The 24,414-nt window shown below is 25.6% G+C and carries 20 protein-coding genes, 5 tRNA genes and 1 pseudogene; 10 read left to right on the top strand and 16 right to left on the bottom strand.

Features of this window, described 5'->3' with window-relative positions:
• Positions 1-138 precede the first annotated feature (138 nt).
• The 3 genes from eno to glnS form a co-directional block, all read right to left on the bottom strand.
• Complete coding sequence (eno, locus tag U0T58_01940) at positions 139-1,416, bottom strand: phosphopyruvate hydratase (GenBank protein XBC42155.1); 1,278 nt, start codon at positions 1,414-1,416, stop codon at positions 139-141.
• 50 nt (positions 1,417-1,466) lie between these two features.
• Positions 1,467-3,110 carry a CTP synthase gene (locus U0T58_01935; protein XBC42154.1) on the bottom strand — a complete coding sequence of 548 codons (1,644 nt, stop codon included), beginning with the start codon at positions 3,108-3,110 and terminating at the stop codon, positions 1,467-1,469.
• A 374-nt stretch (positions 3,111-3,484) separates the two neighbouring features.
• Complete coding sequence (glnS, locus tag U0T58_01930) at positions 3,485-5,164, bottom strand: glutamine--tRNA ligase (protein XBC42153.1); 1,680 nt, start codon at positions 5,162-5,164, stop codon at positions 3,485-3,487.
• Positions 5,165-5,378: 214 nt separating this feature from the next.
• Between glnS and U0T58_01925 the strand changes: the two genes are divergently transcribed.
• The 6 genes from U0T58_01925 to U0T58_01900 all read left to right on the top strand — a co-directional run bounded on the left by U0T58_01925 (position 5,379) and on the right by U0T58_01900 (position 7,679).
• Positions 5,379-5,452, top strand: a tRNA-Met gene (locus tag U0T58_01925).
• A 29-nt stretch (positions 5,453-5,481) separates the two neighbouring features.
• Positions 5,482-5,563: transfer RNA gene (locus tag U0T58_01920), tRNA-Leu, on the top strand.
• A gap of 29 nt (positions 5,564-5,592) precedes the next feature.
• Positions 5,593-5,663: transfer RNA gene (locus U0T58_01915), tRNA-Gln, on the top strand.
• Positions 5,664-5,838: 175 nt separating this feature from the next.
• Positions 5,839-6,510: a ribose-5-phosphate isomerase RpiA gene (gene rpiA, locus U0T58_01910; GenBank protein ID XBC42152.1), complete on the top strand. Its 672-nt coding sequence runs from the start codon at positions 5,839-5,841 to the stop codon at positions 6,508-6,510.
• A 237-nt stretch (positions 6,511-6,747) separates the two neighbouring features.
• On the top strand, positions 6,748-7,035 hold the full coding sequence (gene zapA / locus U0T58_01905; protein XBC42151.1) for a cell division protein ZapA: 288 nt from the start codon (positions 6,748-6,750) through the stop codon (positions 7,033-7,035).
• Positions 7,036-7,100: 65 nt separating this feature from the next.
• The gene (locus U0T58_01900; protein ID XBC42150.1) at positions 7,101-7,679 is read left to right on the top strand and encodes a 5-formyltetrahydrofolate cyclo-ligase; all 579 of its coding nucleotides are present in this window, start codon (positions 7,101-7,103) and stop codon (positions 7,677-7,679) included.
• Positions 7,680-7,992: 313 nt separating this feature from the next.
• Here U0T58_01900 and U0T58_01895 read toward each other — a convergent pair.
• The 6 genes and pseudogenes from U0T58_01895 to alaS all read right to left on the bottom strand — a co-directional run bounded on the left by U0T58_01895 (position 7,993) and on the right by alaS (position 13,882).
• Positions 7,993-8,628: pseudogene (locus tag U0T58_01895) on the bottom strand (endonuclease).
• A 201-nt stretch (positions 8,629-8,829) separates the two neighbouring features.
• Complete coding sequence (gene gshA / locus U0T58_01890) at positions 8,830-10,365, bottom strand: glutamate--cysteine ligase (GenBank protein XBC42149.1); 1,536 nt, start codon at positions 10,363-10,365, stop codon at positions 8,830-8,832.
• A gap of 142 nt (positions 10,366-10,507) precedes the next feature.
• Positions 10,508-10,581 (bottom strand) — tRNA-Arg (locus U0T58_01885).
• Positions 10,582-10,595: 14 nt separating this feature from the next.
• Positions 10,596-10,682 (bottom strand) — tRNA-Ser (locus U0T58_01880).
• Between the two features lie 240 nt (positions 10,683-10,922).
• Entirely contained in the window at positions 10,923-11,108 is a 186-nt protein-coding gene (gene csrA / locus U0T58_01875; GenBank protein ID XBC42148.1) for a carbon storage regulator CsrA, read from the bottom strand.
• A gap of 134 nt (positions 11,109-11,242) precedes the next feature.
• A complete protein-coding gene (alaS, locus tag U0T58_01870; GenBank protein XBC42147.1) occupies positions 11,243-13,882 on the bottom strand; it encodes an alanine--tRNA ligase in 2,640 nt (879 codons plus the stop codon).
• 377 nt (positions 13,883-14,259) lie between these two features.
• On the opposite strand from alaS, the gene rluD reads away from it, so the two are divergent.
• Positions 14,260-15,213: a 23S rRNA pseudouridine(1911/1915/1917) synthase RluD gene (gene rluD, locus U0T58_01865; protein XBC42551.1), complete on the top strand. Its 954-nt coding sequence runs from the start codon at positions 14,260-14,262 to the stop codon at positions 15,211-15,213.
• 310 nt (positions 15,214-15,523) lie between these two features.
• Here the strand turns inward: rluD and aroQ are convergent, their stop codons facing one another.
• A complete protein-coding gene (gene aroQ / locus U0T58_01860) occupies positions 15,524-15,976 on the bottom strand; it encodes a type II 3-dehydroquinate dehydratase (GenBank protein XBC42146.1) in 453 nt (150 codons plus the stop codon).
• Between the two features lie 410 nt (positions 15,977-16,386).
• Between aroQ and tldD the strand changes: the two genes are divergently transcribed.
• The gene (gene tldD / locus U0T58_01855; protein XBC42145.1) at positions 16,387-17,835 is read left to right on the top strand and encodes a metalloprotease TldD; all 1,449 of its coding nucleotides are present in this window, start codon (positions 16,387-16,389) and stop codon (positions 17,833-17,835) included.
• A 165-nt stretch (positions 17,836-18,000) separates the two neighbouring features.
• Here the strand turns inward: tldD and rplS are convergent, their stop codons facing one another.
• The 6 genes from rplS to U0T58_01825 all read right to left on the bottom strand — a co-directional run bounded on the left by rplS (position 18,001) and on the right by U0T58_01825 (position 23,096).
• The gene (gene rplS / locus U0T58_01850) at positions 18,001-18,354 is read right to left on the bottom strand and encodes a 50S ribosomal protein L19 (protein ID XBC42550.1); all 354 of its coding nucleotides are present in this window, start codon (positions 18,352-18,354) and stop codon (positions 18,001-18,003) included.
• A gap of 30 nt (positions 18,355-18,384) precedes the next feature.
• Positions 18,385-19,149: a tRNA (guanosine(37)-N1)-methyltransferase TrmD gene (trmD, locus tag U0T58_01845; GenBank protein ID XBC42144.1), complete on the bottom strand. Its 765-nt coding sequence runs from the start codon at positions 19,147-19,149 to the stop codon at positions 18,385-18,387.
• A 17-nt stretch (positions 19,150-19,166) separates the two neighbouring features.
• Positions 19,167-19,739 carry a ribosome maturation factor RimM gene (rimM, locus tag U0T58_01840; GenBank protein ID XBC42143.1) on the bottom strand — a complete coding sequence of 191 codons (573 nt, stop codon included), beginning with the start codon at positions 19,737-19,739 and terminating at the stop codon, positions 19,167-19,169.
• On the bottom strand, positions 19,714-19,974 hold the full coding sequence (rpsP, locus tag U0T58_01835) for a 30S ribosomal protein S16 (GenBank protein ID XBC42142.1): 261 nt from the start codon (positions 19,972-19,974) through the stop codon (positions 19,714-19,716). The genes rimM and rpsP overlap by 26 nt, the downstream gene beginning before the upstream one ends.
• 77 nt (positions 19,975-20,051) lie before the next feature.
• The gene (ffh, locus tag U0T58_01830) at positions 20,052-21,410 is read right to left on the bottom strand and encodes a signal recognition particle protein (protein XBC42141.1); all 1,359 of its coding nucleotides are present in this window, start codon (positions 21,408-21,410) and stop codon (positions 20,052-20,054) included.
• 543 nt (positions 21,411-21,953) lie between these two features.
• A complete protein-coding gene (locus tag U0T58_01825) occupies positions 21,954-23,096 on the bottom strand; it encodes a chorismate mutase (protein XBC42140.1) in 1,143 nt (380 codons plus the stop codon).
• A gap of 419 nt (positions 23,097-23,515) precedes the next feature.
• Here U0T58_01825 and rplM point away from each other — a divergent pair, with 419 nt between their 5' ends.
• Both rplM and rpsI read left to right on the top strand, forming a co-directional pair.
• On the top strand, positions 23,516-23,944 hold the full coding sequence (rplM, locus tag U0T58_01820) for a 50S ribosomal protein L13 (protein XBC42139.1): 429 nt from the start codon (positions 23,516-23,518) through the stop codon (positions 23,942-23,944).
• A 16-nt stretch (positions 23,945-23,960) separates the two neighbouring features.
• Positions 23,961-24,353, top strand: coding sequence for a 30S ribosomal protein S9 (gene rpsI / locus U0T58_01815; protein XBC42138.1), 393 nt, complete (start codon positions 23,961-23,963; stop codon positions 24,351-24,353).
• Positions 24,354-24,414 lie beyond the last annotated feature (61 nt).

Here is a 24,414-nt window from a genome sequence, read left to right as displayed (position 1 = left end):
AGAATTTGGATAGAAATGATTATTCAGATATATGGTTAATATATAGCAAATAGCAGGCATAAATTTATATCTTGGCATAAGTTGTTCCTGCTATTTGTTAAAATAAAACAATTATTAGATAGAAATAATTTTCATTTATTATTTTTTAAATGCATCTTTATTTTTTAAATTTTCTTCTATTCTTATTAATTGATTGTATTTAGACGTACGTTCAGATCTACTCATAGATCCAGTTTTAATTTGATTAGCGGCAGTTCCTACCGATAAATCAGATATAAAAGTATCTTCTGTTTCTCCTGAGCGATGCGAAATTATTGTAGAGTAGTTGGCTTTTTTTGCCATGTTTATAGTTTTTAATGTTTCACTTAAAGTACCAATCTGATTTAATTTAATCAAAATAGAATTTGCTATTCCTTGTTTTATTCCTTTTTCCAATAGTTTGGTATTAGTTACAAATAAATCGTCACCAACTAATTGAATTTTCTTACCTAATATTTTTGTTTGGTAAAAAAAACCATTCCAATCTGATTCATCTTGCCCATCTTCTATAGAAGTAATAGGATATTTTTCTGTTAAACGTTCTAAATAATGGGTAAATTCTTGTGATGTAAAACTTGTATTTTCTCCAATTAATGTATATTTTTTTGTGTTTTTATTATAAAGTTCAGAGGCTGCACAATCTAAAGCAAAAGTAATATCTTTTCCTAGTTTATATCCTGAAGCTTCAACAGCTTTTTTAATGATTATTAATGCTGATTCGTTAGATTTTAAATTAGGAGCATATCCACCTTCGTCTCCAACAGCTGTACTTAGATTGTTTTTTTTTAAAATGATTCCTAACATATGAAATATTTCTGATCCCATTCGAATTGCTTCTTTGATTGTATGAGCACTGATTGGTTGTATCATAAATTCTTGTATGTCTATATTATTATTTGCATGTTTCCCCCCATTAATGACATTTATCATTGGAATAGGCATAGTAAACGGTTCTAAAGTTCTGTTTAATTCAGAAATGTATTGATATAATGGTATACCTTTATAAACTGCTACAGCTTTTGCTGTTGCTAATGAAACAGACAAAATAGTATTTGATCCTAATTTAGATTTGTTACTTGTTCCGTCTAACTGGATCATAATATTGTCAATGGCTGTTTGGTCGCTAGCATCTTTATGTATTAGTTCTTTAGATATGACTTTATTAATTAATTTAACAGATTTAGTGACTCCTTTTCCGAAAAAACGTGATTTGTCGTTGTCGCGTAGTTCTAATGCTTCTTTAGAACCTGTTGAAGATCCAGAAGGTGATGATGCCAATCCAATGAATCCTCCTTCTAAATGCACTTCAGCTTCAACAGTTGGATATCCTCTAGAATCTATTATTTCTCTTGCAATTATTTTCTTAATTTTAGACATAATTTTCCTATTATATTAATATTTTTTAAATTTGTGATATATTTTTTAGTTTAAAGATCAATATTATATTTTTTTTTGTGTTTTAAAGCTGCTTTAATAAAACTAGAAAATAATGGATGTCCATCTCTGGGTGTTGACGTAAATTCTGGATGAAATTGACAAGCAAGAAACCATGAGTGTTTGGAAAGTTCAATTATTTCTACTAATTTATTATTTTCGGAAAATCCTGTGACAGATAATCCATGTTGTTCTATTTTTTTTAAAAAATAATTATTTACTTCATATCGATGTCTATGTCGTTCTGATATGGTATTAGTTCCGTACAATTTTTGTGATAAACTATTTTTTTTTAAATAACATATTTGGCTTCCTAGTCTCATTGTTCCTCCTAAATATTTTATATTTCTTTTTTTTATACTACTTTCTAATTTTCTTTTTTGTTCTTGTATCAGAGAAATTACAGGATATTTACATTGTGGTGTAAATTCTGTAGAATCGGCTTCTTTTAGACCTACCACGTTTCTAGCAAATTCTATTAATGCAATTTGCATTCCTAGACAAATTCCGAAGAATGGGACATTATTTTCTCTGGCATATTTTGCAGATATTATTTTTCCGTTTATTCCTGTTTTTCCAAATCCACCAGGTATTAGAATTCCATGAAGATGATCTAACATATTAATATTTGATTTGTTAACTCTTTTAGCATTGATCAATTTTATGTTAATAATTGTTTTATTTTTTATTCCGCCATGTTTTAATGCTTCCATAACAGATTTATAAGCATCTGGCAATTCAACGTATTTTCCAATAATTCCAATGGTTACTGTTGTTTTAGAATTAAATTCATTATGTACGACTTGGTCCCATTCTGATAGGTCAGCTCGAGGAGCTTGTAGTTTAAAATATTTACAAATTAAGTTGTCTACTTTTTGAATGTTGAGTAGTTTTGGAATGGTATAAATAGATTTAACGTCTTGTAATGAAATTACTGATTTTTTTGACACGTTACAGAAGAGAGCAATTTTTTTGCGTTCATTAATTGAAATTGTTTTTTTTGAACGACAAATTAGTATGTCTGGTTGTATTCCAATTGATAGTAGTTCTTTAACTGAATGTTGAGTAGGTTTAGTTTTTATTTCTCCTGTAGTAGATATATAAGGTACTAAAGTTAGATGAATGTATATGGTATTTTCTTTTCCTACGTCTACTGCCATTTGACGAATAGCTTCTAAAAAAGGTAAAGATTCTATATCTCCTACTGTTCCTCCAATTTCAACGAAAATAATGTCTTTGTTTTTAGAACATGAAAGAATTCTATTTTTGATAGTATTAGTAATATGAGGAATAACTTGAATAGTAGCACCTAGATATTCTCCTTTTCTTTCTTTTTTTAGTACTTCAGAGTAAATGCTTCCCGTAGTAAAATTGTTATAACGAGTCATTTTATTTCGAATGAATCTTTCATAATGTCCTAAATCTAAGTCTGTTTCTGCACCGTCTTCGGTTACAAATACTTCTCCATGTTGTGTTGGACTTATGGTACCTGGATCTACGTTGATGTATGGGTCTAATTTTATAACAGTTACATTAAGATTTCGTGCTTCAAGAATTGCAGCTAAAGATGCTGTTGTGATACCTTTTCCAAGAGATGATACTACACCCCCGGTTATAAAAACATAATGTGTTGTCATATCTAACCAAAATTTGAATGAAATGTTAAATAAGATTATTAAAAATCAAATAATGATATAGCTATTTTAAGGCTACCATTAAGTTTTGTTATTTGAGTGGGATTGTATTTAGAATTCACTTCTTAAAACAAATTTTATTGATTTTTAACAATTAATAATATTAATTATTTTGCGAGTAATATTTACTTAAAATATGTAAATTTAATGTATAAGTTTTATTTAACATTTTATTAATAAAAATTAGTTAAATTGATTAAATAATGTTTAGATATGTTTTGAAACTAAATTTTATTTGTAAATGCAAAATAATTTAATTTATAACATGATTTATTACTTTTTATTCAATGATTTAGAATTTTAAAAATATAAAGTTGTTAAATAATTTGTGTTATATTAGTGTTCTTTTTTTTGTCTTTTAAGGGCACAATTCTATTGAATATTAAATTATTAGTCACATGGTAACTCTTATCAATACAAAAATATCCCTCCCTTTCAAATTGATATGTATGTTTGGAAATATTGTTTAATATATCTGCTTCTACAAATCCTTGTTTAATAATTAATGAGTTATTATTAACATGTTTTAAAAGATCTGTTTCTGATTCAGGATCTTTTAATAAGAATAATTTGTCATATAAATTAAATTGTGCTGGTATTATATTTTTTTCAGAAATCCAATGGATGACTCCTGATATTTTTTTATTAATAGGATTTTTTCCAAGTGTATTTTTGTCATAAGTACAAATAATTTTAATGACATTATTATTAATGTCTTTTACAATTTTTTTAGCACAAATAGTATAAGCGTGTCGTAATCTAATTTCATTTCCAATTATTAATTTTTTAATTGGCATAACAGTGTTATTTTCGCAGAAATCAAAACGATCTATGTATATTTTGTTACTAAAAACTGATTTGTGTGTTCCTAGTTTATCGATGCTTGGATGATTAGGAATTGTTAAAATTTCGTAATGATCATCAGATAAATTTTGAATATATATTTGTATTGGATTAATGATTGCCATATATCGGAAAGCATTTAAATTTAGTTCACTACGAATACAAGATTCTAGTAGTGATAGTTCTATTATATTTTCTTGTTTTGTGACCCCAATTTTTTTACAAAATTCTTTTATAGAAGAAGGTGTATATCCTCGTCTTTTTAATCCAGAAATTGTAGGCATTCTTGGATCATCCCATCCGTTCACGATGTTATGAGTTATTAAGAGTTGTAATTTTCTTTTAGATAATACAGAATATTCTAGTTTTAATCTGGAAAATTCATATTGACGAGCACGAAAAGTAACATTGATGTTATTCAAAATCCATTCGTATAGCTTTCTATTATCTTGAAATTCTAATGTGCATATAGAATGTGTTATTTTTTCTATAGAGTCAGAAATGCAGTGGGCGAAGTCATATGTAGGATATATGCACCATTTTTTTTTAGTTTGATGATGTTCAACAAACAGAACTCGATATAATACAGGATCTCTCATAATAATTGATGATGATTTCATATCAATTTTTGCTCTAAGACATGCGTTTCCTTCAGAAAAATATCCATTTTTCATTTTTTCAAACAAAAACAAGTTTTCTTCAATAGTTTGTGTTCGATATGGACTATCAACTCCAGGAGAGGTCAGCGTGCCTCTATACGTTCGTATTTCTGTTTTATTTAATTGATCAACATAAGCTAGTCCTTTCATGATTAGTTCTTTAGCGTATTTATACATGATTGTAAAATAAGAAGATGTGTAAAAAATTTTTTTGTTCCATGTGCATTTTAACCATTTTATATCTTTTACAATATTTTCAATATACTTTATGTTTTCTTTATTAGGATTAGTATCGTCAAAACGTAGATTAAATGTTCCTTTAAATTTTTGAGCTAAGTAGAAGTTTAAAAATATAGATTTTGCATGTCCTATGTGAAGATACCCATTTGGCTCAGGAGGAAATCGTGTTTTAACATTTTTTATCTTTTTGTTAATTAAATCGTTATAAATTATTTTTTGGATAAAATTATATGTTTTTTTATTTTTATTGCTCATTTTATTTCTTATAGATATTTATATAAAGTGATTAAGAAAGCTGTCAAAAATATAACAGATAAGCTTTCCATTACGTATGATTTCATTATAATGGACATTAATAATTTTTTTATTTCGAAATGTTCTGTTTTATGGTTATAATTTTTCAAGAATCACTGTTGACATTGTCAGTATAACACAGCATAATTTAAAATATAAGTCAATTTTGCATTTTGGCTACGTAGCTCAGTTGGATAGAGCACAGCACTCATAACGCTGAGGTCACAGGTTCAATTCCTGTCGTAGCTAATTTTTATGGAACTAAGATTTTTAAAAATGCGGAAGTGGCGAAATTGGTAGACGCACCAGATTTAGGATCTGGCACCTTTAGGTTTACGAGTTCGAGTCTCGTCTTCCGTATTATTTTAGAATAAAAAGCATTTATATTTTGGGGTATAGCCAAGTGGTAAGGCACCGGTTTTTGATACCGGCATCCCTGGTTCAAATCCAGGTACCCCAGACAAGTAATGAAAAATTTAATTTTTATGTATTTTTTATCATCAAAAGATAGTACAAAAATATATTTATTTAGTTGTATATCTCATTTTAATTGATATAGCATAAAAGTTATAAAAATTTAAAGTAAATAAATTAATTATAAAGTATAAGGTTTTTGGTATAGGTTTTATTTTATTATGAACTCCAATGAATTAAAAAAATCTGTTGCAACGGCTGTTTTAGACTATATTCGTCCTGGTACTATTATTGGTGTTGGTACAGGTTCTACTGTATCATATTTCATTGAAGCGTTAAGTTTTACTAAGCATCTAGTTCTTGGAGTGGTATCTAGTTCTGTTTCATCTACATTATTTTTACAAAAATATGGGATTCCTGTTTATAATTTAAGTGATGTACAGTCATTAATGCTATATATAGATAGCGCAGATGAGATTAATTCTAAATTACAGATGATCAAAGGAGGAGGTGCTGCATTAACGAAAGAAAAAATTATAGCTTCTGTAGCAAAAACTTTTATTTGTATTGCAGATGAATCAAAGTTAGTAAAAGTATTAGGAACATTCCCCTTGCCTGTTGAAATTATACCTATGGCTGTTTCTTATATATTTAATGAATTAGTAAAATTAGGAGGCAGTCCGAAAGTTAGGAAAAATGTTATTACAGATAATGGGAATATAATTGTAGACGTTTATGACTTCAAAATATTAAATCCAGTTAAAATGGAAACAAAAATAAATTCTTTTCCTGGAGTAGTGAGTGTAGGATTATTTGCAACTCGTACAGCAGATATTGCTTTAATTAGTAAACAATCAGGTGTAATAGAAATGAGAAAAGAAACTAGTATATAATAAGATTGATTAAGTTACATGATTTTCAGTATAAAATATTAAAACGTTTATTTATATTTTAGTTTTTATGTAATATATTCATTATAAAATATTATTATATGTTTTTGAAATTAATTTTTTACTAAATTAATATGTGCATTATTAGGACTATTTTATATGTATTATTTATGAATATATAAGCATATAAAATTTATCGTAATGTTTTAATTATTTGTTGTATTGGGTAATATAAATAAAATGTCGGTTCAATATATAGATATAAAACTTTTTGGTAGATTATTAAAGGTTAATTGTCCTAATGAGTTAAGTAAAGATTTGAAACATGCAGCTAATTGTTTGAACAAGAGATTACAAGATTTGAAAATTAAAACTGGAGTTTCTAATACAGAGCAGCTAGTATTTGTGACAGCATTAAATATGTCTTATGAATTAGAAAATGAAAAATTAAAAGTTCAAGAAATTATTTTGAGATCAAATAAAATGATTGCATGTTTAAAAAAATTAAAAATGACTAAAACATTTTGATGTTATATCATGTTTCTTAAAATATATAAAGTAGTTTTATTGATTTATTGCAAGAATGTATAAATATGTTATTTATAAATCGTTATATTCAAAGAATGTATTTTAGGAAATTAAGAAAAAAAGTAAAATTACAAGAGAAACAAATTTTAGCAACAAGTATGACTAATCTTGTTTTTAGTTGTAATTTTCTTCGTTTTGCTAAAAATATTGCTGTTTTTTATTCTTTTGATGGAGAAATTGATACTCGTACATTAATTTTAAAATTATGGGAAAGAAAATATAATGTTTTTTTACCTATAATTGATTCTTATTTTTATAAATTGTTATTATTCGCTCAGTATCTTCCTACTACGTGTTTAAAATTAAATATATTCAATATTTTTGAACCAATAATTGTTAAAGAAGCTGTTTTTTATTGTAATAACATGGATATTATTTTTGTTCCACTGGTATCTTTTGACAAGTATCTTTATCGTTTAGGAATGGGTGGAGGATTTTATGATAGAATTTTAACCAATTGGAAAAAAAAAGGTTTTCTTCCAATTGGTTTAGCTTATGATTTTCAATTAGTAGATAATATTTTTCCCTTTTCTTGGGAAAATCCTCTTCCTTTGATTATTACTCCTAATAAATTATGGAAATGATGATTGTTTTGAATTTTTTTAGTAGAACAATTTATATTTCAATTATGTTGATAGAGTTATTTAGTACAAATTTTTTAATGTTTTATTTCGTTAAAAATAATTATGGTAATTGTGTATTTTAGATTTAATTAGGATGTTGTATTTAAATATTATATTTTTATATATATTATTTAGTATTAAGTATAATAAATGAATTTTATTTTCTATGATAGTATAAAAATTTCATATAATTAAAATAAAATTTTTATATAATATAATGTTTTATATTACAATACGTATTAATGATTATTTTGTGAAACATAAATATAGTTTGTTATTTTTTTATTTGTTTACTACAATAAAAATGTACATAAGGATTATGATTTCCTTGAATTTTAAAAATTAGTTCGTCTCTTTTACATTCCCATTTACTAATAGGATATTTTTTATCCCACGATTTAAATAAATTCATTTGTTGTTTGGATATATTTAGCTTATAGGTCGCATTCATATAAAAGTAGGTTCTGGCAATGCTTCCTTTAGATATATTAGGTGGTTCAGCTATTTTGTTTTTGAAATCTATTTTCATTGAACAATCTCCGTATTGACTCTTTATTTTTTTATTTAGTTGTCCATACATAAAATTGCTGCGATCTGCATTAATTTCTCCAATAACAGGTTGTAAGTTGTGTAGATCTGTTTCTATTTTTATATAATTAACGTCATGAGTACAATTTTTCCTTCCTCCTGCTTTCCAACAGTATTTTAAATGTCCAAATTGCCATGCTGGAACTACATGTTCCCATTCTATTCGTGTGGCTCGATTCATATTTTTTCTAATTTTATAACCGCATGATTTTAATTGTGGAATACCTTTTTTTTTCGTCCATAATATTTTACACCCACAGTAAAAAGAACTCGGTATATTAGCATTAATTTTTTGTGCAATTAATTTGGTTTGATAGAAATTTCTATAATTATCTTTATATATTTTATGTTCTTCTGAAGATAACGTAATTAAAAAAGAAACTAATATAAGTAATGTTTTAATTAACATTGTATGAGTTTTAACAATAATAGTATATTTTATCTTATTTTATTAGACATATTGTTTTAATAAATTTATTTCAATTTATATTGATAAATACGATTTTTAAAAAATAAAATGCTTTTATTTTTTATAGCGTAATTGTTCATCAATTTCTATTTTTTTTTGCATTAGATGAGAGCGATACGTTTCGTTAATAAAGTCGTTATTATTTAATATTTTTGGTCTTGTTTTTTGTAGTTTTATTTTGTTTTGTATAGCTAGTTTCATGCCAACATTTTTTATATTATCGTTTATACATTCGTTTAAAATCCTTGCAGAGTAAGTTAAATTCGTGTAATTAAAATATGTAAATATTTTTTGGCATGTATTTTGATATTGATTGTCTGTTGATGTATAATCTAAAATTTCTGCTATATAAAAAAGATTTTCTATTAAGTATTTTCCTACTGATTCTATTGTTTCTTTTTGGTTATGTACATTAATGTATATTTTTTGTTTGGGCTTTCTACCTTTTAGGCTGATTATCTCCCAATTCTTAGAGTAATGTTGAAGCTCTTTATTTGTCATTTTAGGAGAGTCAGCAATAATGCACCAAATTAAAAATAGATCTAACAATAATATTTGATTTTGTTCAATTCCTATACATGAAAAAGGATTAATATCTAGTGATCGTATTTCTACATATTGGATTCCTTTATTTTTTAAAGAATTTAATATAGTATTGTTAGACATTAATGTTATTTTAGGGCGTATATAAGTATATAATTCATTTTCTGTTTGCAATATGTTAGCATTGATTTGTTTTAAATTTCCATGATGATCTATTAATCCTAATTTTTCAAATTTTTTAGATGGTGTGTAGATTCCGTACTTAAGTGATGATATATAATCATTTAAAGAATTGAATGTAAGATTTAAATTTTTTATTGATTCGTTGGTATGACCTAAACTGCTAGTCCTAAAGGAAGTAGACCATGGCAGATATAAAATTCCGTTTTTACTACTAAATTTTAGATTAGTTTTTTTATTTTTAATAAAGCATGGTTCTATAGCTGGAGACGAACCAAATAGATAAGGAATAATCCATCCAAATCGATAAAAATTTCTAATTAAGCATAAGTATCCATCAGAAATAAAGTTTTTTGTAGTGATATTATTATGTTTTTTCCATTGTTTCCAAAATGTAATAGGTAATGAAAAATTATAGTGAATTCCAGAGATAATATTCATTAATATGCCATATCTGTTTTTTAATCCTGTTCTATAAAGTGTTTTTAGTTTTCCAATGTTAGAAGTTCCATATTTTGCTAAAACTATAGAATTTTTAGAATTAATACATGGTGGAATACTAAATGGCCATAAATATTCTTCATATATGTTTTTGCTAACAAATATATGAATGTCTCGTAAGATTTTTAATAAATAATTTGAGTTTTTAGTGGGAGGGGTAACAAATTCTAATAATGATTCAGAAAAATCAGTTGTAATCCATTTGTGAGTTAAAGCTGATCCTATAGAATGGGGATGATCATTTTCAGAAATTTCTCCATTTAAATTTACCCGTAAAGTTTCACGTTCGATACCTCTCAATATGTTTTTAATAATATTTGGATTAGATTTTATCCAATTAATTTTATGTAATATTTTCGGAATCAAATTGACCTCTTTATAATAAATATAAATGTTTTCAAGGATAAATTATAAAAATTTTTAATAAGTATTTTACGAATTGGTTTTTATGCAACTTAAAATAGATAGATTTAATTTTAATAGATAGGCTTAAATTTTTTATTTTAAATGCATCCGGGAGGATTTGAACCTCCGACCTCTCGGTTCGTAGCCGAGTACTCTATCCAACTGAGCTACGGATGCTAATATAAAAAAAACGGTGAGAGAGGGATTCGAACCCTCGATGCATATTATTACATACTCCCTTAGCAGGGGAGTGCCTTCAACCGCTCGGCCATCTCACCTAAGGTTTTACGTTAAGTTTTGAAAATATTTTTAAAATAATATTTCATAATTTATAATATTATTTAATTTAGGTTATCATATTGATTTTATATTGTATAGTAATTTTAAAAAAATGTCTTAGTATTGTTATATAGCAGTATTTTAATGACATTTAATTGAGTTCAAGATATATAATGTAAGATCACTGATTTTGTAGCATCTTGCTTTAGCAAAAAGATAGCAAGATGCTGATTTATGTGCTAGCAACTAGGTTTTTTGTTTTTTTCAGCTTGAATTCTTTGATATATTTCTTCACGATGTACTGAAATTGTTTTAGGAGCATTTATACCAATACGTACTTGATTTCCTTTTACACCTAATACTGTTACAGATATCTCATCACCGATTATGAGTGTTTCTCCCACTCGACGAGTTAAAATAAGCATGTATTTTCCTTAAAAAACTTTTAAAAAAGTTTTGATCTATCTAAAATGTTGGCATTGTGCCTAATACTAGGCTAAATACAAGTTTTATAATATTATACTAGTAAATGAGTGTATATATTTAATATTTATATATTTTATAAGTTTAATTTAATCCATTTTTTTATATTAATTAGTTCGTTTTCTAAAGAAATCAAATTTTTTGCTCCTCCTTCAGCTATACAAGCTTTTCCTCCTCCTTTTCCTTCTAAATTTTTTAAAAGGACACTTAATAGTTTATCAGCAGCAATTTTTTTTGATAAAGTAGATGTGATTCCTATAACAATTGTTGCATGATTATTAACAATGTTTATTAGTATAATAATAACTGATCCTAACTTATTTTTTAGTTTATCTATAATATTTTTTAATTTTTTAGAATTATTTTTTTTAAATATATGTATAATGACTTTGACATTTTGGATTAAGAAAAAATTTTTACTTAGTTGATTGACTATTTCGTTTATTTCTTTTTCATGCATCTTGTTTACTTCTTTTTTTAGCTCTTTATTACTTAGTAATAAATTTTGAATACTATTTTTAATATTTTTGTTTTTTATTTTTAGTATAGTAGAAATTTCGTTTAGTTCTTGTTCTTTTTTATGAATGCTAGATAAAGCTATTTTCCCAGTTACAGCTTCTATTCTTCTAATTCCAGATGATATGCTTTTTTCAGAAATTATTTTGAATAGTCCGATATCGCCTGTTCTTTTAGTATGAGTGCCTCCACATAGTTCGATTGAAAATGCATCGATTGAAAGAACACGAACGGTTTTATCATATTTTTCTTGAAATAGAGCAGTGATGTTCTGTTTTTCTGCCTCCTTTAGCTCCATGATATTTGTTGTAATTAAAATATTGTTACTGATTTGTGTATTAATCATATGCTCAATTTTTTTTATATCATCAAAATTTATAGGAGAATAATGAGAAAAGTCAAATCTTAAAAAACTATTTGTAATATATGAGCCTTTTTGAAAGACATGATTTCCTAAAATTTTTCTTAAAGACGAATGTAACAAATGAGTAGCAGAATGATTAATTTGAATTAGTGATCTTCGATCATAGTCAATTTTTGCAGTGACTATATCATTTATTTTAAGTTGTCCTGATATCACTTTTCCTAAATGTCCAATATGACTTCCATATTTTTTAGTATCGTATACTATAAATTTTCCATTGGTATGATTAATTATCCCGGTGTCACCGATTTGACCTCCCGATTCTGCATAGAAGGGAGTGTTTTTTAATACTAATATTCCTAATTCATTTTGTAAAATGTGTTTACAACGCATATTATTGCAGATAATGTTAGTAATAGACGATTGTGCTTCTGTAGTATTATATCCTATAAAATTAGATGGTATGGCACTATTTATTTGTATATCAATTTTTATGTTATGTTTTTTATAAAATTTTTGGTTTTTTGCTTGTTTCTTTTGGTGTTCTATACTTTTTTTGAATTCTTCGAGATTGATAGTAATATTTTTTTCGCGACAGATATCTGCAGTTAAATCTACAGGAAATCCAAATGTATCATATAGTTTAAAAACTATTTTTCCACTTAAAATGTTGTTTTCAAGTTTTTGAATTTCTATTTCGAGTAGTTTTAGTCCTTTTTCAAGAGTGTTAATAAATTTTTTTTCTTCTAGTTTTAATACGATTTCGATTTGTTGTTGTTTTTTCTTTAAGATATGTGCGTGTGTCCCCATAGATTGTATTAAAGTAGGAACAAGCTTATATAAAAATGGTTCTTTTATTCCAATGTAATACCCATGTCGTATAGCTCGTCTGATGATTCTTCTAAGTACGTAACCATGTTTTTCATTAGAAGGTACAATGTTTTCAGATATAATAAAAGAGCTAGATCGAATGTGATCTGCAATGACATATATATGTTTATTGTTTGAATTATGAGCATTACTCATTTTGACAATTAAATTTACTAGTGGTTGAAATAAATCAATTTCATAATTAGATGTTACGTTTTGTATAATTGCTGAGATACGTTCTAATCCCATACCTGTATCTACGGAAAATTGAGATAGCTTTATCATATTTCTACTATTTATTTTATTGAATTGCATGAATACAATATTCCAAATTTCAACAAATCGTTCTCCACAATTTGCATTAATTCCAGGAGGTTCTCCGAATAATTTATTTCCTTTATCATAAAAAATTTCTGTAGAAGGCCCACATGGACCTGTATTACCCATTTGCCAAAAATTATCTGAAATATGTTTACTATTTTGTTTGTTTCCTATTTTTATGATTCTTGTTTCTTGTATATTAGTGATGTTTTTCCATATATTGTATGATTCTAAATCATATTCATAAACTGTAATCCATAATTTTTCTTTAGATAAATGTAACCATTTTTTTGATGTTAGAAATTCCCATGCATATGCAATCGCTTCTGTTTTAAAATAATCTCCGAAACTAAAGTTTCCTAGCATTTCGAAGAATGTATGATGTTTTGATGTATATCCTACATTTTCAAAATCGTTGTGCTTTCCACCTGTACGTAGACAATTTTGAATAGTGACTACTCGAGTATGTTTGAAGTTACAATTTTTCTCTAAGAATATGTCTTTAAATTGATTCATTCCAGCATTAGTAAATAACAGTGAAGAATTTTGTGATGTAACTAAAGAGCTTCCTGGAAGAACAATGTGTTTTTTTTCTTTAAAAAAATCTAAAAACATTTGTTTTATTTCTTGAGTGGTTCTTTTCATTTTTATTTGAATATAAGTTGAGAATGTTAAGAGTGATGAAAATAATTTGTATATTGAAACGTTTTATTATTTTAAAAATTTAATTTATTATAGAAGTATCTTATTGTCGACGTTAATTAAAGGTATTGATTTAAATAGTATTTCATAATATGTAAATTAATGTTATAAAAACAATTATCTTTTTATATGCAAAATAAAAAATAAATATTTATATTGTTATTGATACGAATTACTACTTTTAATTATAGGGTAATCAAGAATTTAAAGTTAATAATTTTAATTTTATTACAATGAATTATTTTCAAAAAATTTGTTATAATGCAAAAGTTAGTTATTTTGTTTTATACAGTTTTTCAAAAGAATATTTTATGATCAGTATGGATGATGTTATTACTATTATTGTTCCAAATACGTTTTTTTCTAATATACGACTAGACAAAGTATTGTCTCAGTTGTATTGCAATTATTCTCGAACTTGTTTTAAAAAATGGATTTTGAATTGTCAAGTTAGTGTTAATGATAGAATGTGTGATAATCCTAATATGAAAGTGTCATGTGGAGATAAAATTACTGTTAATATAATTAATTGTGAAAATGGTTTTGAAAATCCTCAAAATATTCCTTTAAATGTTGTCTATGAAGACAATGATATTTTAGTTATTGATAAACAAGTAAATTTAGTTGTTCACCCCGGAGCTGGTCATAAAGATGGAACTTTACTGAATGCCTTATTATATAAAAGCAATACTTTCTTAAACGTTCCTCGTGCTGGTATTATACATAGATTAGATAAGAATACTACTGGATTGATGGTTATTGCGAAGAATTTGATATCTTATAATAATTTAGTTGAATTAATGAAATGCAGAAAAATTGTTCGACAATACGAAGCATTAGTTTATGGTCGAATGATTTCAGGAGGTACTATTTGTCGATCTATTAAGCGACATCCTGTGCAACGTACTATTATGACTACTAATGTTTTAGGAAGAAAAGCTATTACGCACTATAGAATCATAAAACGTTTATCTTGTTGCACACATATAAGAATCAAATTAGAAACAGGAAGAACTCATCAAATAAGAGTACATATGTTAAGTATTAATCATCCGTTAATAGGCGATAGCGTGTATAGAAATAAACATAAGTTCTGTAAGAGTATTACTTTAGGAGTATATAATATAATTAAAAAATTTCCTAGACCAGCATTACATGCGAGTAAATTATGTTTAAAACATCCAATAACAGGACAATGGATGGAATGGGATAGTGTTTTTCCGAATGATATTGCAAATTTGTTAAATGAGTTAAATGTTAATGAAAGTAAATGATTATAATTTAAAATTTTATAATTTTTATAGAATATATTTTATATTTAAAACATTGAATTTTTGATTATCTTGTTTTAGCAAAATAGATCATTTTATGATTAACACAAAATGATTTATTTTATAAATTATTTGTGTGTATATTCAATTTATTAGTTTTGTTTTATTTATGAATGTAATTATGTTTTTATTTTGTAATTTAAAATAAATTGATCTATATTATATTTATTTTATTAATTATATTTTAAGTATATTACAAATTTTAAAAATAACTAGAAATTGTATTATGTACTATGTTTTTTAAAAAGACATTTTATTTTTTTTGTTTTATTCTTTTTATTGCTGTTTTTAAAGCCCAAAAATATCCATCTAATCCAAATCCGCAAATAACTCCAGATGAAACATCAGATAACCAAGAATGTGATCGAAAACTTTCACGTGCATAAATATTAGAAATATGTACTTCTATAAATGGGATGTTAACACTGATTAATGCATCACGTAATGCTATACTAGTATGTGTAAAAGCACCTGCGTTTATTATAATGTAATCTATTTTTTTACTGGAATTATGAATTTTTTTAATTAAAGTACTTTCTGAATTAGATTGTACGTGGTGTATTTTTGTGTTTAATAGTTTACCTTTTTCGTTTAGTTTATAAATTAATTGAATTAATGTAGTATTTCCGTAGATATGTGGCTCTCTTTCTCCTAAAAGATTGAGATTAGGACCATTGATTACTAAAATATTAGAAGCATGTTTCATTTAATGTTCTCTAAGATGGCATATATAAAATATTAAATTTTTAAATGTGTATTTATTATATATATTTAATTTGCTAATTTTTCAACAGAAGTTTATTAAATTATATTATAATCTATTGAAAAATAATATGTGTATTTTAATTAAATTCTGGAAATGTATTGAAAGTTATACTGTTGTAATGATAATACTTTCTTTTAAAATAAGATATTAATAATATAAATTATTATTTAATTTTTAAGTATTTATTTTTGTTATAAGATCTCAGATTTTATTAATTATATGTTTATTAGGAATACATTGTTTTTCATGTACGCAAATTAATAAAATTTTTATTAATAACATAATATGATTTGTACAAGATAATTTTTTAATTTTATGAGTGATATTATATTTAAAATAAGTGAGTTATAATGGTTATGGATTTAGTTACTGAGCGTTTGTTGACTTCAAATAAAATTGGTCATCAAGACCTTTTCGAAGTTTTAAGTGATATTTCGAACAATAAAATAGACTATTCTGATGTTTATTTTCAATCTATTAATAATGAATCATGGATATTAGAAGATAATATTGTCAAAGAAGGGGCATTTCATCTTAATCAAGGTATTGGAGTTAGAGTTATTTCCGGAGAAAGCACTGGTTTTTCTTACTCAAACAATATTACACTACATACATTAAAGGAGAGTGCAAAATTGGCAAGTGAGATTTTAGAAAGAAATTGTCTTACTCGGATTCAACCTTTTTTGATAATTAAACGAAAATCTTTATATACTTCAAGTAATCCATTAATAGATTTTGATTCCGCAGAAAAAGTGGACATTCTTCATAAAATAAATTGTATTGCTCGAGATATTGATCGTCGTGTAGTTAAAGTGAACGCTGCTTTAAATAGTGAATATAATCAGATATTAATTGCTGCTACAGATGGTAGTTTGGCAGCTGATATTCGCCCTTTAGTGCGTCTTTCAATTAATGTTGTAGTAGAGAGTAAAGGGAGACGTGAATATGGTTTTAGTGGAGGAGGTGGTCGTGATGGATATACATTTTTTCTAAAAAATTATATTTCTGGTGTGTCCTTAATAGAACATTATGCTAGAGAAGCAGTAAGGATTGCTTTAGTTAATTTATTTGCTAAGGAAGCTCCTTCTGGTACATTTCCTGTAGTGTTGGGTCCAGGTTGGCCAGGAATTTTATTGCATGAAGCGGTTGGTCATGGATTAGAAGGAGATTTTAATCGTCAAGGCACATCAGTTTTTTCTAATCGAATTGGACATCAAGTTGCTTCGACTTTATGTACTATAGTAGACAATGGAACTATCAAAGACAAAAGAGGATCGTTAACTATTGATGATGAAGGTATCCCGAGTCAACATAACGTATTGATACAAAATGGAATTTTGAAAAATTATATTCAAGATAAATTTAATGCTCGTTTAATGGGCGTGAATTCTACAGGAAACGGTAGAAGAGAATCATATGCTCATTTACCTTATCCTAGAATGACAAATACGTATATGTTATCAGGAAGTTCTAGTCCTCAAGACATTATTGATAGTATAGAGTATGGAGTATATGCGTTAAATTTTAGTGGTGGACAAGTTGATATTACTTCAGGTAATTTTGTTTTTTCTGCTTCTGAAGCGTATTTAGTAAAAAAAGGAAAAATTGTTAATTCTATAAAAAATGCAATGTTAATTGGATCAGGAAGTCATGTAATGCAAGAAATTTCCATGGTAGGTAATGATTTATCAATGGATGCAGGAATTGGAACATGTGTTAAAAATGGGCAAAGCATTCCAGTTGGTGTAGGCCAGCCTACCATTAAGTTAAATAATATTACAGTAGGAGGTACTGCTTAAACAATATAAATGTTAATAAATAGAATTATGCAATATATTAAGATTATTTGAAAGTTGATAAATGAGCAATTTTTTAAATTATGCAGTCAAATTTTATTAAGCATGACTGCATGATAGTTTTATTTTTTGGCAATATAAAGATAAATATATTTTATAAAGTAAACATTATTTTTTTGTTAGTAGCTCTTTTATTTTAGCTGCTTTTCCTGTTCGATTTCGTAAATAATATAATTTTGCTTTTCTAACGTTACCATATCTTTTAATATGAATTGTTTCGATATTAGGAGAATGAGAATGAAATACGCGTTCTATAGCATTCCCGCCGGACATTTTTCGTACACAAAACGAAAATCTGAAATGTTTATTTCTTTTGGCTATAACTATACCTTCAAATGATTGTATTCTTTTTTTTGATCCTTCTACTATCCACAATTTAACGTCTATAGTGTCTCCTGTTTTAAAAGTAGGAATAAATGTTTTTTCTTGTTCTTTTTCTATTATTTGAATAATATTCACAATAATATTTTCCTAATTTATTGTATATTTAAATTATTTTATCGTGTTTTGATGTGAGTATTTTTTTTTAAATTGTTCTAATAAAATTGTTTCTTCTTTTGTAAGTACCATATTATTTAACAAGTCTGGTCTTTTAATCCAGGTATATCCTAATGATTGTTTTAATCTCCAAATTTTTATTTTTTGGTGATTACCTGACAATAAGATTTTGGGAACTTTTATATTATTAAAAATTTTAGGTCTAGTATAATGAGGACAATCTAATAATCCATGATAAAATGAATCGTCCTTTTTAGATTGTTGTCGTCCTAATGATCCAGGAATAAGACGACATAATGTGTCAATTAAAACCATAGCAGGAAGTTCTCCTCCACTTAAGATGTAATCTCCAATGGATATTTCTTCATCTATGATTTTGCTATGTATAAGTCGTTCGTCTATGCCTTTATATCGTCCACATAGTAAGATTATGTGTTGCATTTTAGATAATGTTATAATTTTTTTTTGATTTAGCTTAGATCCTTTTGGCGATAAATAGAATACTTTTGTATTATGTTTGAGTATAGATTTTGTATATTCAATAGCTGATTTTAATGGTTCTGCTGTCATTAGCATACCAGACCCTCCTCCATAAGGACGATCATCAATATTTCGATGTTTATTATTGGTATGATCTCTTGGATTTATGATATCTAATTTCATAATTCCTTTTTGAATTGCTTTTCTAGTAATTCCGTAGTTAGTAATAGTACAAAACATTTCTGGAAAAATGCTGATTATTCCTATGTGTAAAGACATATTATTATTTTTTAAAGTTATCTTGATTTAAATGTGTAATTCCAATCTACTATGATTATTTTTTTATCAATTTCAATTTTTTTAATAATTTTTTTATTTACTAAAGGTATTAAAATGTCTTGTTTTATTTTGTTTTCTTTTTTTTCATTTATAATGAGAATATCATTGGAGGATGTTTTAATTAAACTAATTACTATTCCTAACTTTTTGTTTTCTAAATTAAAAACAATGCAACCTATGATATCTTTCCAGTAATAATCATTATTTTTTAACGGTGGTAATATATTTTCATTAATAGTTATATAGCAATTGGTAAACGTTTTAGCTATAGATCGATTAGTGATATCTTTCATTTTTACTATAAAATGTTTTTTTTTTCTTTTCCAATGTTGAACGTGAATGATGATTTTTATTTTTTCTTTTCTGGTATTCCAAGGATAGTAATTGAAGATATTTATCTTTTTTTCTGTAAAAGAAAATACTCGAGTCCATCCTAAAATTCCATGCGGTGCTCCGAATTGAGCAATAATTAAGTCGTTATGACATTTTTTTTTGGTATCTATATTAATCGTTTCTTTGTAGTTTTGCATCTGTTGAAAGATTTTTAATTAAGTTTTTTATTCGATCGGATATCATGGCTCCATTTTTTATCCAGTATTGTAATCTTTTCATATCTATAGAAATGTTATTATTAGACGATATTGGATTAAAAAATCCTATTTTTTCTATAAATTTTCCATTTCTAGGACATCGGTTATCAGCAATAACTACTTGATAAAAAGGACGTTTTTTTGTTCCTAGTCGTGACAAACGAATTTTTACCATAGTATTTGTACCTTTAAATGATTATGATTATTTTAAATAGTATAATCATAAAAAATAGTTTTATAAACAATATTTTGTTATTTTAAAAATTTATTATTAACTATGTTGTTCATTTGTTTCATTATTTTATTTATTCCACCACTTTTAATTGTATGCATGATATTTTTTATACTATTGAATTGTTTTAGTAATGAATTTATTTTTTGAATTGATAAACCTGATCCTTTTGCAATTCGACGTTTTCTTGATCCTTTGATCAGTTCTGGTTGTTGTCTTTCTTGTGGTGTCATGGAATTAATCATTATTTCCATATGTAATAATAATTTTTCGTTAATATTATTATGAACATTATTAAGTATTTTTGATGTTTTGGGTAGTTTTCCTAAAATTGAAGTAATATTTCCAATTTTTTTAATTTGTTTTATTTGTGTTAACAAGTCGCTATAATTAAATCTTTTTTTACTTTTTATGGTGTTTGTTAGTTTTTTAATATTTCTTTTATCAACTTTTTTTTCGATGTTTTCTATGAGTGATAGTACATCTCCCATTCCAAGGATTCGAGTGATCATTCTATCTGGATGAAATGTTTCGAATTCGTTCAATTTTTCTCCGGTACTGATGAATTTAATTGGTTTTTTTGTTAAATATTTCATTGAAAGTATAATGCCTGCTCTAGCATCGCTATCTGTTTTTGTAATGATAAATCCGGTTATAGGTAGATTGTTGCTGAATTTGTGTGCAATGTTTATTGCATCTTGGCCTATCATTGCATCAATTGTTAATAGAATTTCAATAGGTTTAATTTCTTTATATATATTTATTACTTCATTCATCATATATTCATCAATATGAAGACGTCCAGCAGTGTCGACTAATAAAACATCATAAAATTTAGATTTAGAAAACTCTAATGCGAGATTTGCTATTTTTATTGGGTTTTGATTAATATGAGAAGGGTAAAAATCGATTTTTGCTTGTTTAGATAATATTTCTAATTGTTTGATTGCTGCAGGTCGATATATATCTGTAGATACTACTAATATTTTTTTATTTTTAGTTGTTTTTATCATTTTCCCTAACTTTGCTATACTTGTTGTTTTTCCTTGTCCTTGCAATCCTACTATCATGATTACTGCTGGAGATTGAATTTGTAAATTTAAATTGCTATTATTTTCTCCTAATATTTTTGTTAGTTCTTGTTTAATTATTTTTATTAATTCTTGTTTTGGAGTAAAATTTTTACTTATATTATGTCCAATAGAACTTTTTGATATAGAGTGTATAAGACTTTTTACTACTGATAACGCAACGTCTGCTTCTAATAAAGTGTTTTTTATTTCTTTTAACGTTTCTTTGATATTATTTTCAGTTAATCTTCCTTTGTTAGAAAGATTGTTAAATATTTCTAAAAATTTGTTAGTTAAATTATTAAACATGATTTTACTCTACAATTGATTTAAAAAAGTTTTAAAAAATATTTTTAGGTATTTGGTACATTTTAATATTTTATACATATGACTTGTTAGACGTAGTAACTGAAAGAAGATTGTAATGTTTTTAATAACAATGATAAATTTGTATGATGTAGAATACTATTATAAAAATTTAGTGAGTTTTTTTAAGTAATAGTAGTGAATTTCTTGATTAATATTTTTAATTATATAAAGTTTTTTAATTTAATTTTATTAAATAAAAGAAAATACATTTTAGAGTCTTTAATACATTTATGTAATATAGTATATATTGTATACAATAATTAAAATTTTTAAATATTTTAATAAAAATCATATTTAATTATGTCAACAAGTAAATATTATTAAATATTGATTTTTTAATATTTTAATTTATATTTATGTAGTTTTAAGATATTCGTTGTTATTTTTAGAAATTAAAATATGTGTATATTGTTTGCTCTATTTTTTCCTATTATGGATTAAATAGAGCTTGTATCAAGTGTTTAAAATTTTTAGTAAATGAGATTATAAAGAACATTTATCTATCGGATAACGTCCCAATATTTTAACTGAAGTAATACCGTTTAATTTATTTATAGCTTGTTTTATTTGATCAGTATGAATATTGTTTTTTATATCAATAAAAATTGTTGTATCTGATGATGTTTTAGAGAGCGTATAGGGTATTAATTGTCTTATTTTTAGGTTATATTTTTTTAGTATTTGAATTGTTTCTTCAGTTAAGTTTTTTTTATTATTTATAGACATCATAATTGTTGTTATAGTTGGTGTGTGGTTAGGTATATGTACACTTTTTTTTCTTAATATTATGAATCGAGTTACATTATTTTCTAGATTGGAAATATTTCTAGATAAAACTTTAAGTTGATATTTCTTTTTACATGTTTCATTTCCTAATGCAGCAGACATAAAGTTGGTATCATTACGTGTTTTTTCCATTGCGTCTGTTGTGCTATTGGTATGTTTTAATTTCCAATTAGGAAAATGTTTAATGAATTTGCTACATTGCATAAATGGTTGTTTATGGCTATAAATTTTTTTAATATTTATTAATTGAGTATTTTTTTGAGATAATAAACAGTGATTAATAGGAATATTAATTTCACCAACAATTGATAATGTTGTATGTATTAAAAGAGCATATATTTCATGAATTGATCCTGAGGTATTGTTTTCAATTGGTAATACTGCGTAATCAGATTTATTATCTTCAACGTTATTTATAATTTCTTCAAAATTATTGCAAGAATTTTTAATAAAGAATTGAAAGTGTTTATTAGCATATTTTTTAGTAGCATCATAAGAGTATGATCCAGCGTCACCTAAAAAAGAAAAGCTTTTCAATTTTTTATTTTGACAGTAGTTTTGTCTTATCCAATTATTTTGAGTGAAAATTGAATCTTTTATAATGATATTAAATAGATCGTAGATATATTTATCATCAAGATTGTTTTTCTTTCCAAAGATAGTAAGATTTTTTAATAATAATTGTTCTCTTTCTATGTCTCTTATTGGATAGTTTTGTTCAACTTTTGTTTCTGCTATTTGTATCACTGTTGTTTTTCTTTTAGCGAGTAGAGTAATTAGGTCTTTATCTAAAGTATTAATAATATTTCTTAGTTTCAGTAGAGTACTTGTAGACTTCATGTTGTATTGCCTTTCAAGCTAATTTTAATATATAATTTTAAGAAAACTGTTTTATATTTTAATTTTATCACTTCTAACAACGTTTGTTTTAGAATAAAATTTTTTATTAAAAACAATAATATTTTAAACAGAAATTGTATAGGTATTTATTAATTTGAAGTTTTTTATTATATAGTTCTTAGTTATATTTTGTGATCTATTCATATGTTTTAAATGCAATGTTGTTGATATTTTAAATATTTATTTTAAATGTTTCATGTTTTTAAGTATGTTAACAATATTAATTTATGTTGTAATTACGTTAAATCAATTCATAAATTATAAAAGCATTTTGTTAGTATCATAATACTATTAAATTGTTTTTAATTAAGATAGTATTTGTTTTATAAATTATTTTAATCTTTTACGGATAACTTAATATGAAGAATTTTTCTGCTATAGTTAAAAATGTTAAAAAATCATGGTATTGTATCGATGCTACGGGGCAAACTTTAGGTAGATTAGCCTCTGCTCTCGCTGTTCGACTTCGTGGGAAACATAAAGTTGAATATACTCCTTATATTGATGTTGGTGATTATATAATTGTAATTAATGCTAGTAAAATATTAGTGACAGGTAAGAAATACACTGATAAAGTTTATTATCATCATACCGGATATGTAGGTGGTATTAAAAAAATAGTATTTAAGGACATGATATCTGATTTTCCTACTAGAGTCATTGAAATTGCAGTTAAAGGTATGCTTCCAAAAGGTTCTTTGGGTCGTAAGATGTTTAGAAAACTCAAAGTATATTCTGATGATAGTCATATTCATATGGCACAAAATCCAAAAATGTTAACTATCTAATTAGGAATTTAAATAAATGAATCAAATACATAATTATGGAACTGGTCGTAGAAAAAGTTCTTCTGCTCGAGTGTTTCTAAAACTTGGAACAGGGAAGATCATGATAAATAATCGTATTTTAGAAAATTATTTTGGTTGTAAAACTACTTATATATTAATAAAACAACCTTTAGAATTAGTGAATATGTTAAACAAATGTGATTTATATATCACTGTTAAAGGCGGTGGTATTTCTGGACAAGCTGGGGCAATTCGTCATGGAATTACTCGTGCATTGATAGATTATGATATATCTTTTCAAAATAAATTGAGAAAATTTGGTTTTGTTACTCGAGATTCTCGTCGAGTTGAAAGAAAGAAAGTAGGTTTTCGAAAATCAAGAAAGCGTCCTCAATTTTCTAAGCGTTAATAATTTTTGATGGCGTAATTTTTATATTTAAATATAGTATTTGAAATAAACTGAGTATATT

The organism is Buchnera aphidicola (Meitanaphis elongallis) (genome assembly GCA_039830015.1).
GTDB classification, from domain to species: domain Bacteria; phylum Pseudomonadota; class Gammaproteobacteria; order Enterobacterales; family Enterobacteriaceae; genus Buchnera_B; species Buchnera_B aphidicola_AU.
This window is presented reverse-complemented; position numbering and strand designations above follow the sequence as displayed.

Coding starts and splice junctions, on each gene's coding strand:
- U0T58_01900 (XBC42150.1), top strand. CDS start 7,101: ATGTTATTTATAAATCGTTATATTCAAAGAATGTATTTTAGGAAATTA.
- alaS (XBC42147.1), bottom strand. CDS start 13,882: ATGAAAAGAACCACTCAAGAAATAAAACAAATGTTTTTAGATTTTTTT.
- rpsI (XBC42138.1), top strand. CDS start 23,961: ATGAATCAAATACATAATTATGGAACTGGTCGTAGAAAAAGTTCTTCT.
- rpiA (XBC42152.1), top strand. CDS start 5,839: ATGAACTCCAATGAATTAAAAAAATCTGTTGCAACGGCTGTTTTAGAC.
- U0T58_01825 (XBC42140.1), bottom strand. CDS start 23,096: ATGAAGTCTACAAGTACTCTACTGAAACTAAGAAATATTATTAATACT.
- rluD (XBC42551.1), top strand. CDS start 14,260: ATGGATGATGTTATTACTATTATTGTTCCAAATACGTTTTTTTCTAAT.
- aroQ (XBC42146.1), bottom strand. CDS start 15,976: ATGAAACATGCTTCTAATATTTTAGTAATCAATGGTCCTAATCTCAAT.
- U0T58_01935 (XBC42154.1), bottom strand. CDS start 3,110: ATGACAACACATTATGTTTTTATAACCGGGGGTGTAGTATCATCTCTT.
- eno (XBC42155.1), bottom strand. CDS start 1,416: ATGTCTAAAATTAAGAAAATAATTGCAAGAGAAATAATAGATTCTAGA.
- tldD (XBC42145.1), top strand. CDS start 16,387: ATGGTTATGGATTTAGTTACTGAGCGTTTGTTGACTTCAAATAAAATT.
- csrA (XBC42148.1), bottom strand. CDS start 11,108: ATGCTTATTTTAACTCGTCGAGTGGGAGAAACACTCATAATCGGTGAT.
- rpsP (XBC42142.1), bottom strand. CDS start 19,974: ATGGTAAAAATTCGTTTGTCACGACTAGGAACAAAAAAACGTCCTTTT.
- rimM (XBC42143.1), bottom strand. CDS start 19,739: ATGCAAAACTACAAAGAAACGATTAATATAGATACCAAAAAAAAATGT.
- ffh (XBC42141.1), bottom strand. CDS start 21,410: ATGTTTAATAATTTAACTAACAAATTTTTAGAAATATTTAACAATCTT.
- glnS (XBC42153.1), bottom strand. CDS start 5,164: ATGAGCAATAAAAATAAAAAAACATATAATTTTATCCAAAAAATAATT.
- rplM (XBC42139.1), top strand. CDS start 23,516: ATGAAGAATTTTTCTGCTATAGTTAAAAATGTTAAAAAATCATGGTAT.
- trmD (XBC42144.1), bottom strand. CDS start 19,149: ATGTCTTTACACATAGGAATAATCAGCATTTTTCCAGAAATGTTTTGT.
- zapA (XBC42151.1), top strand. CDS start 6,748: ATGTCGGTTCAATATATAGATATAAAACTTTTTGGTAGATTATTAAAG.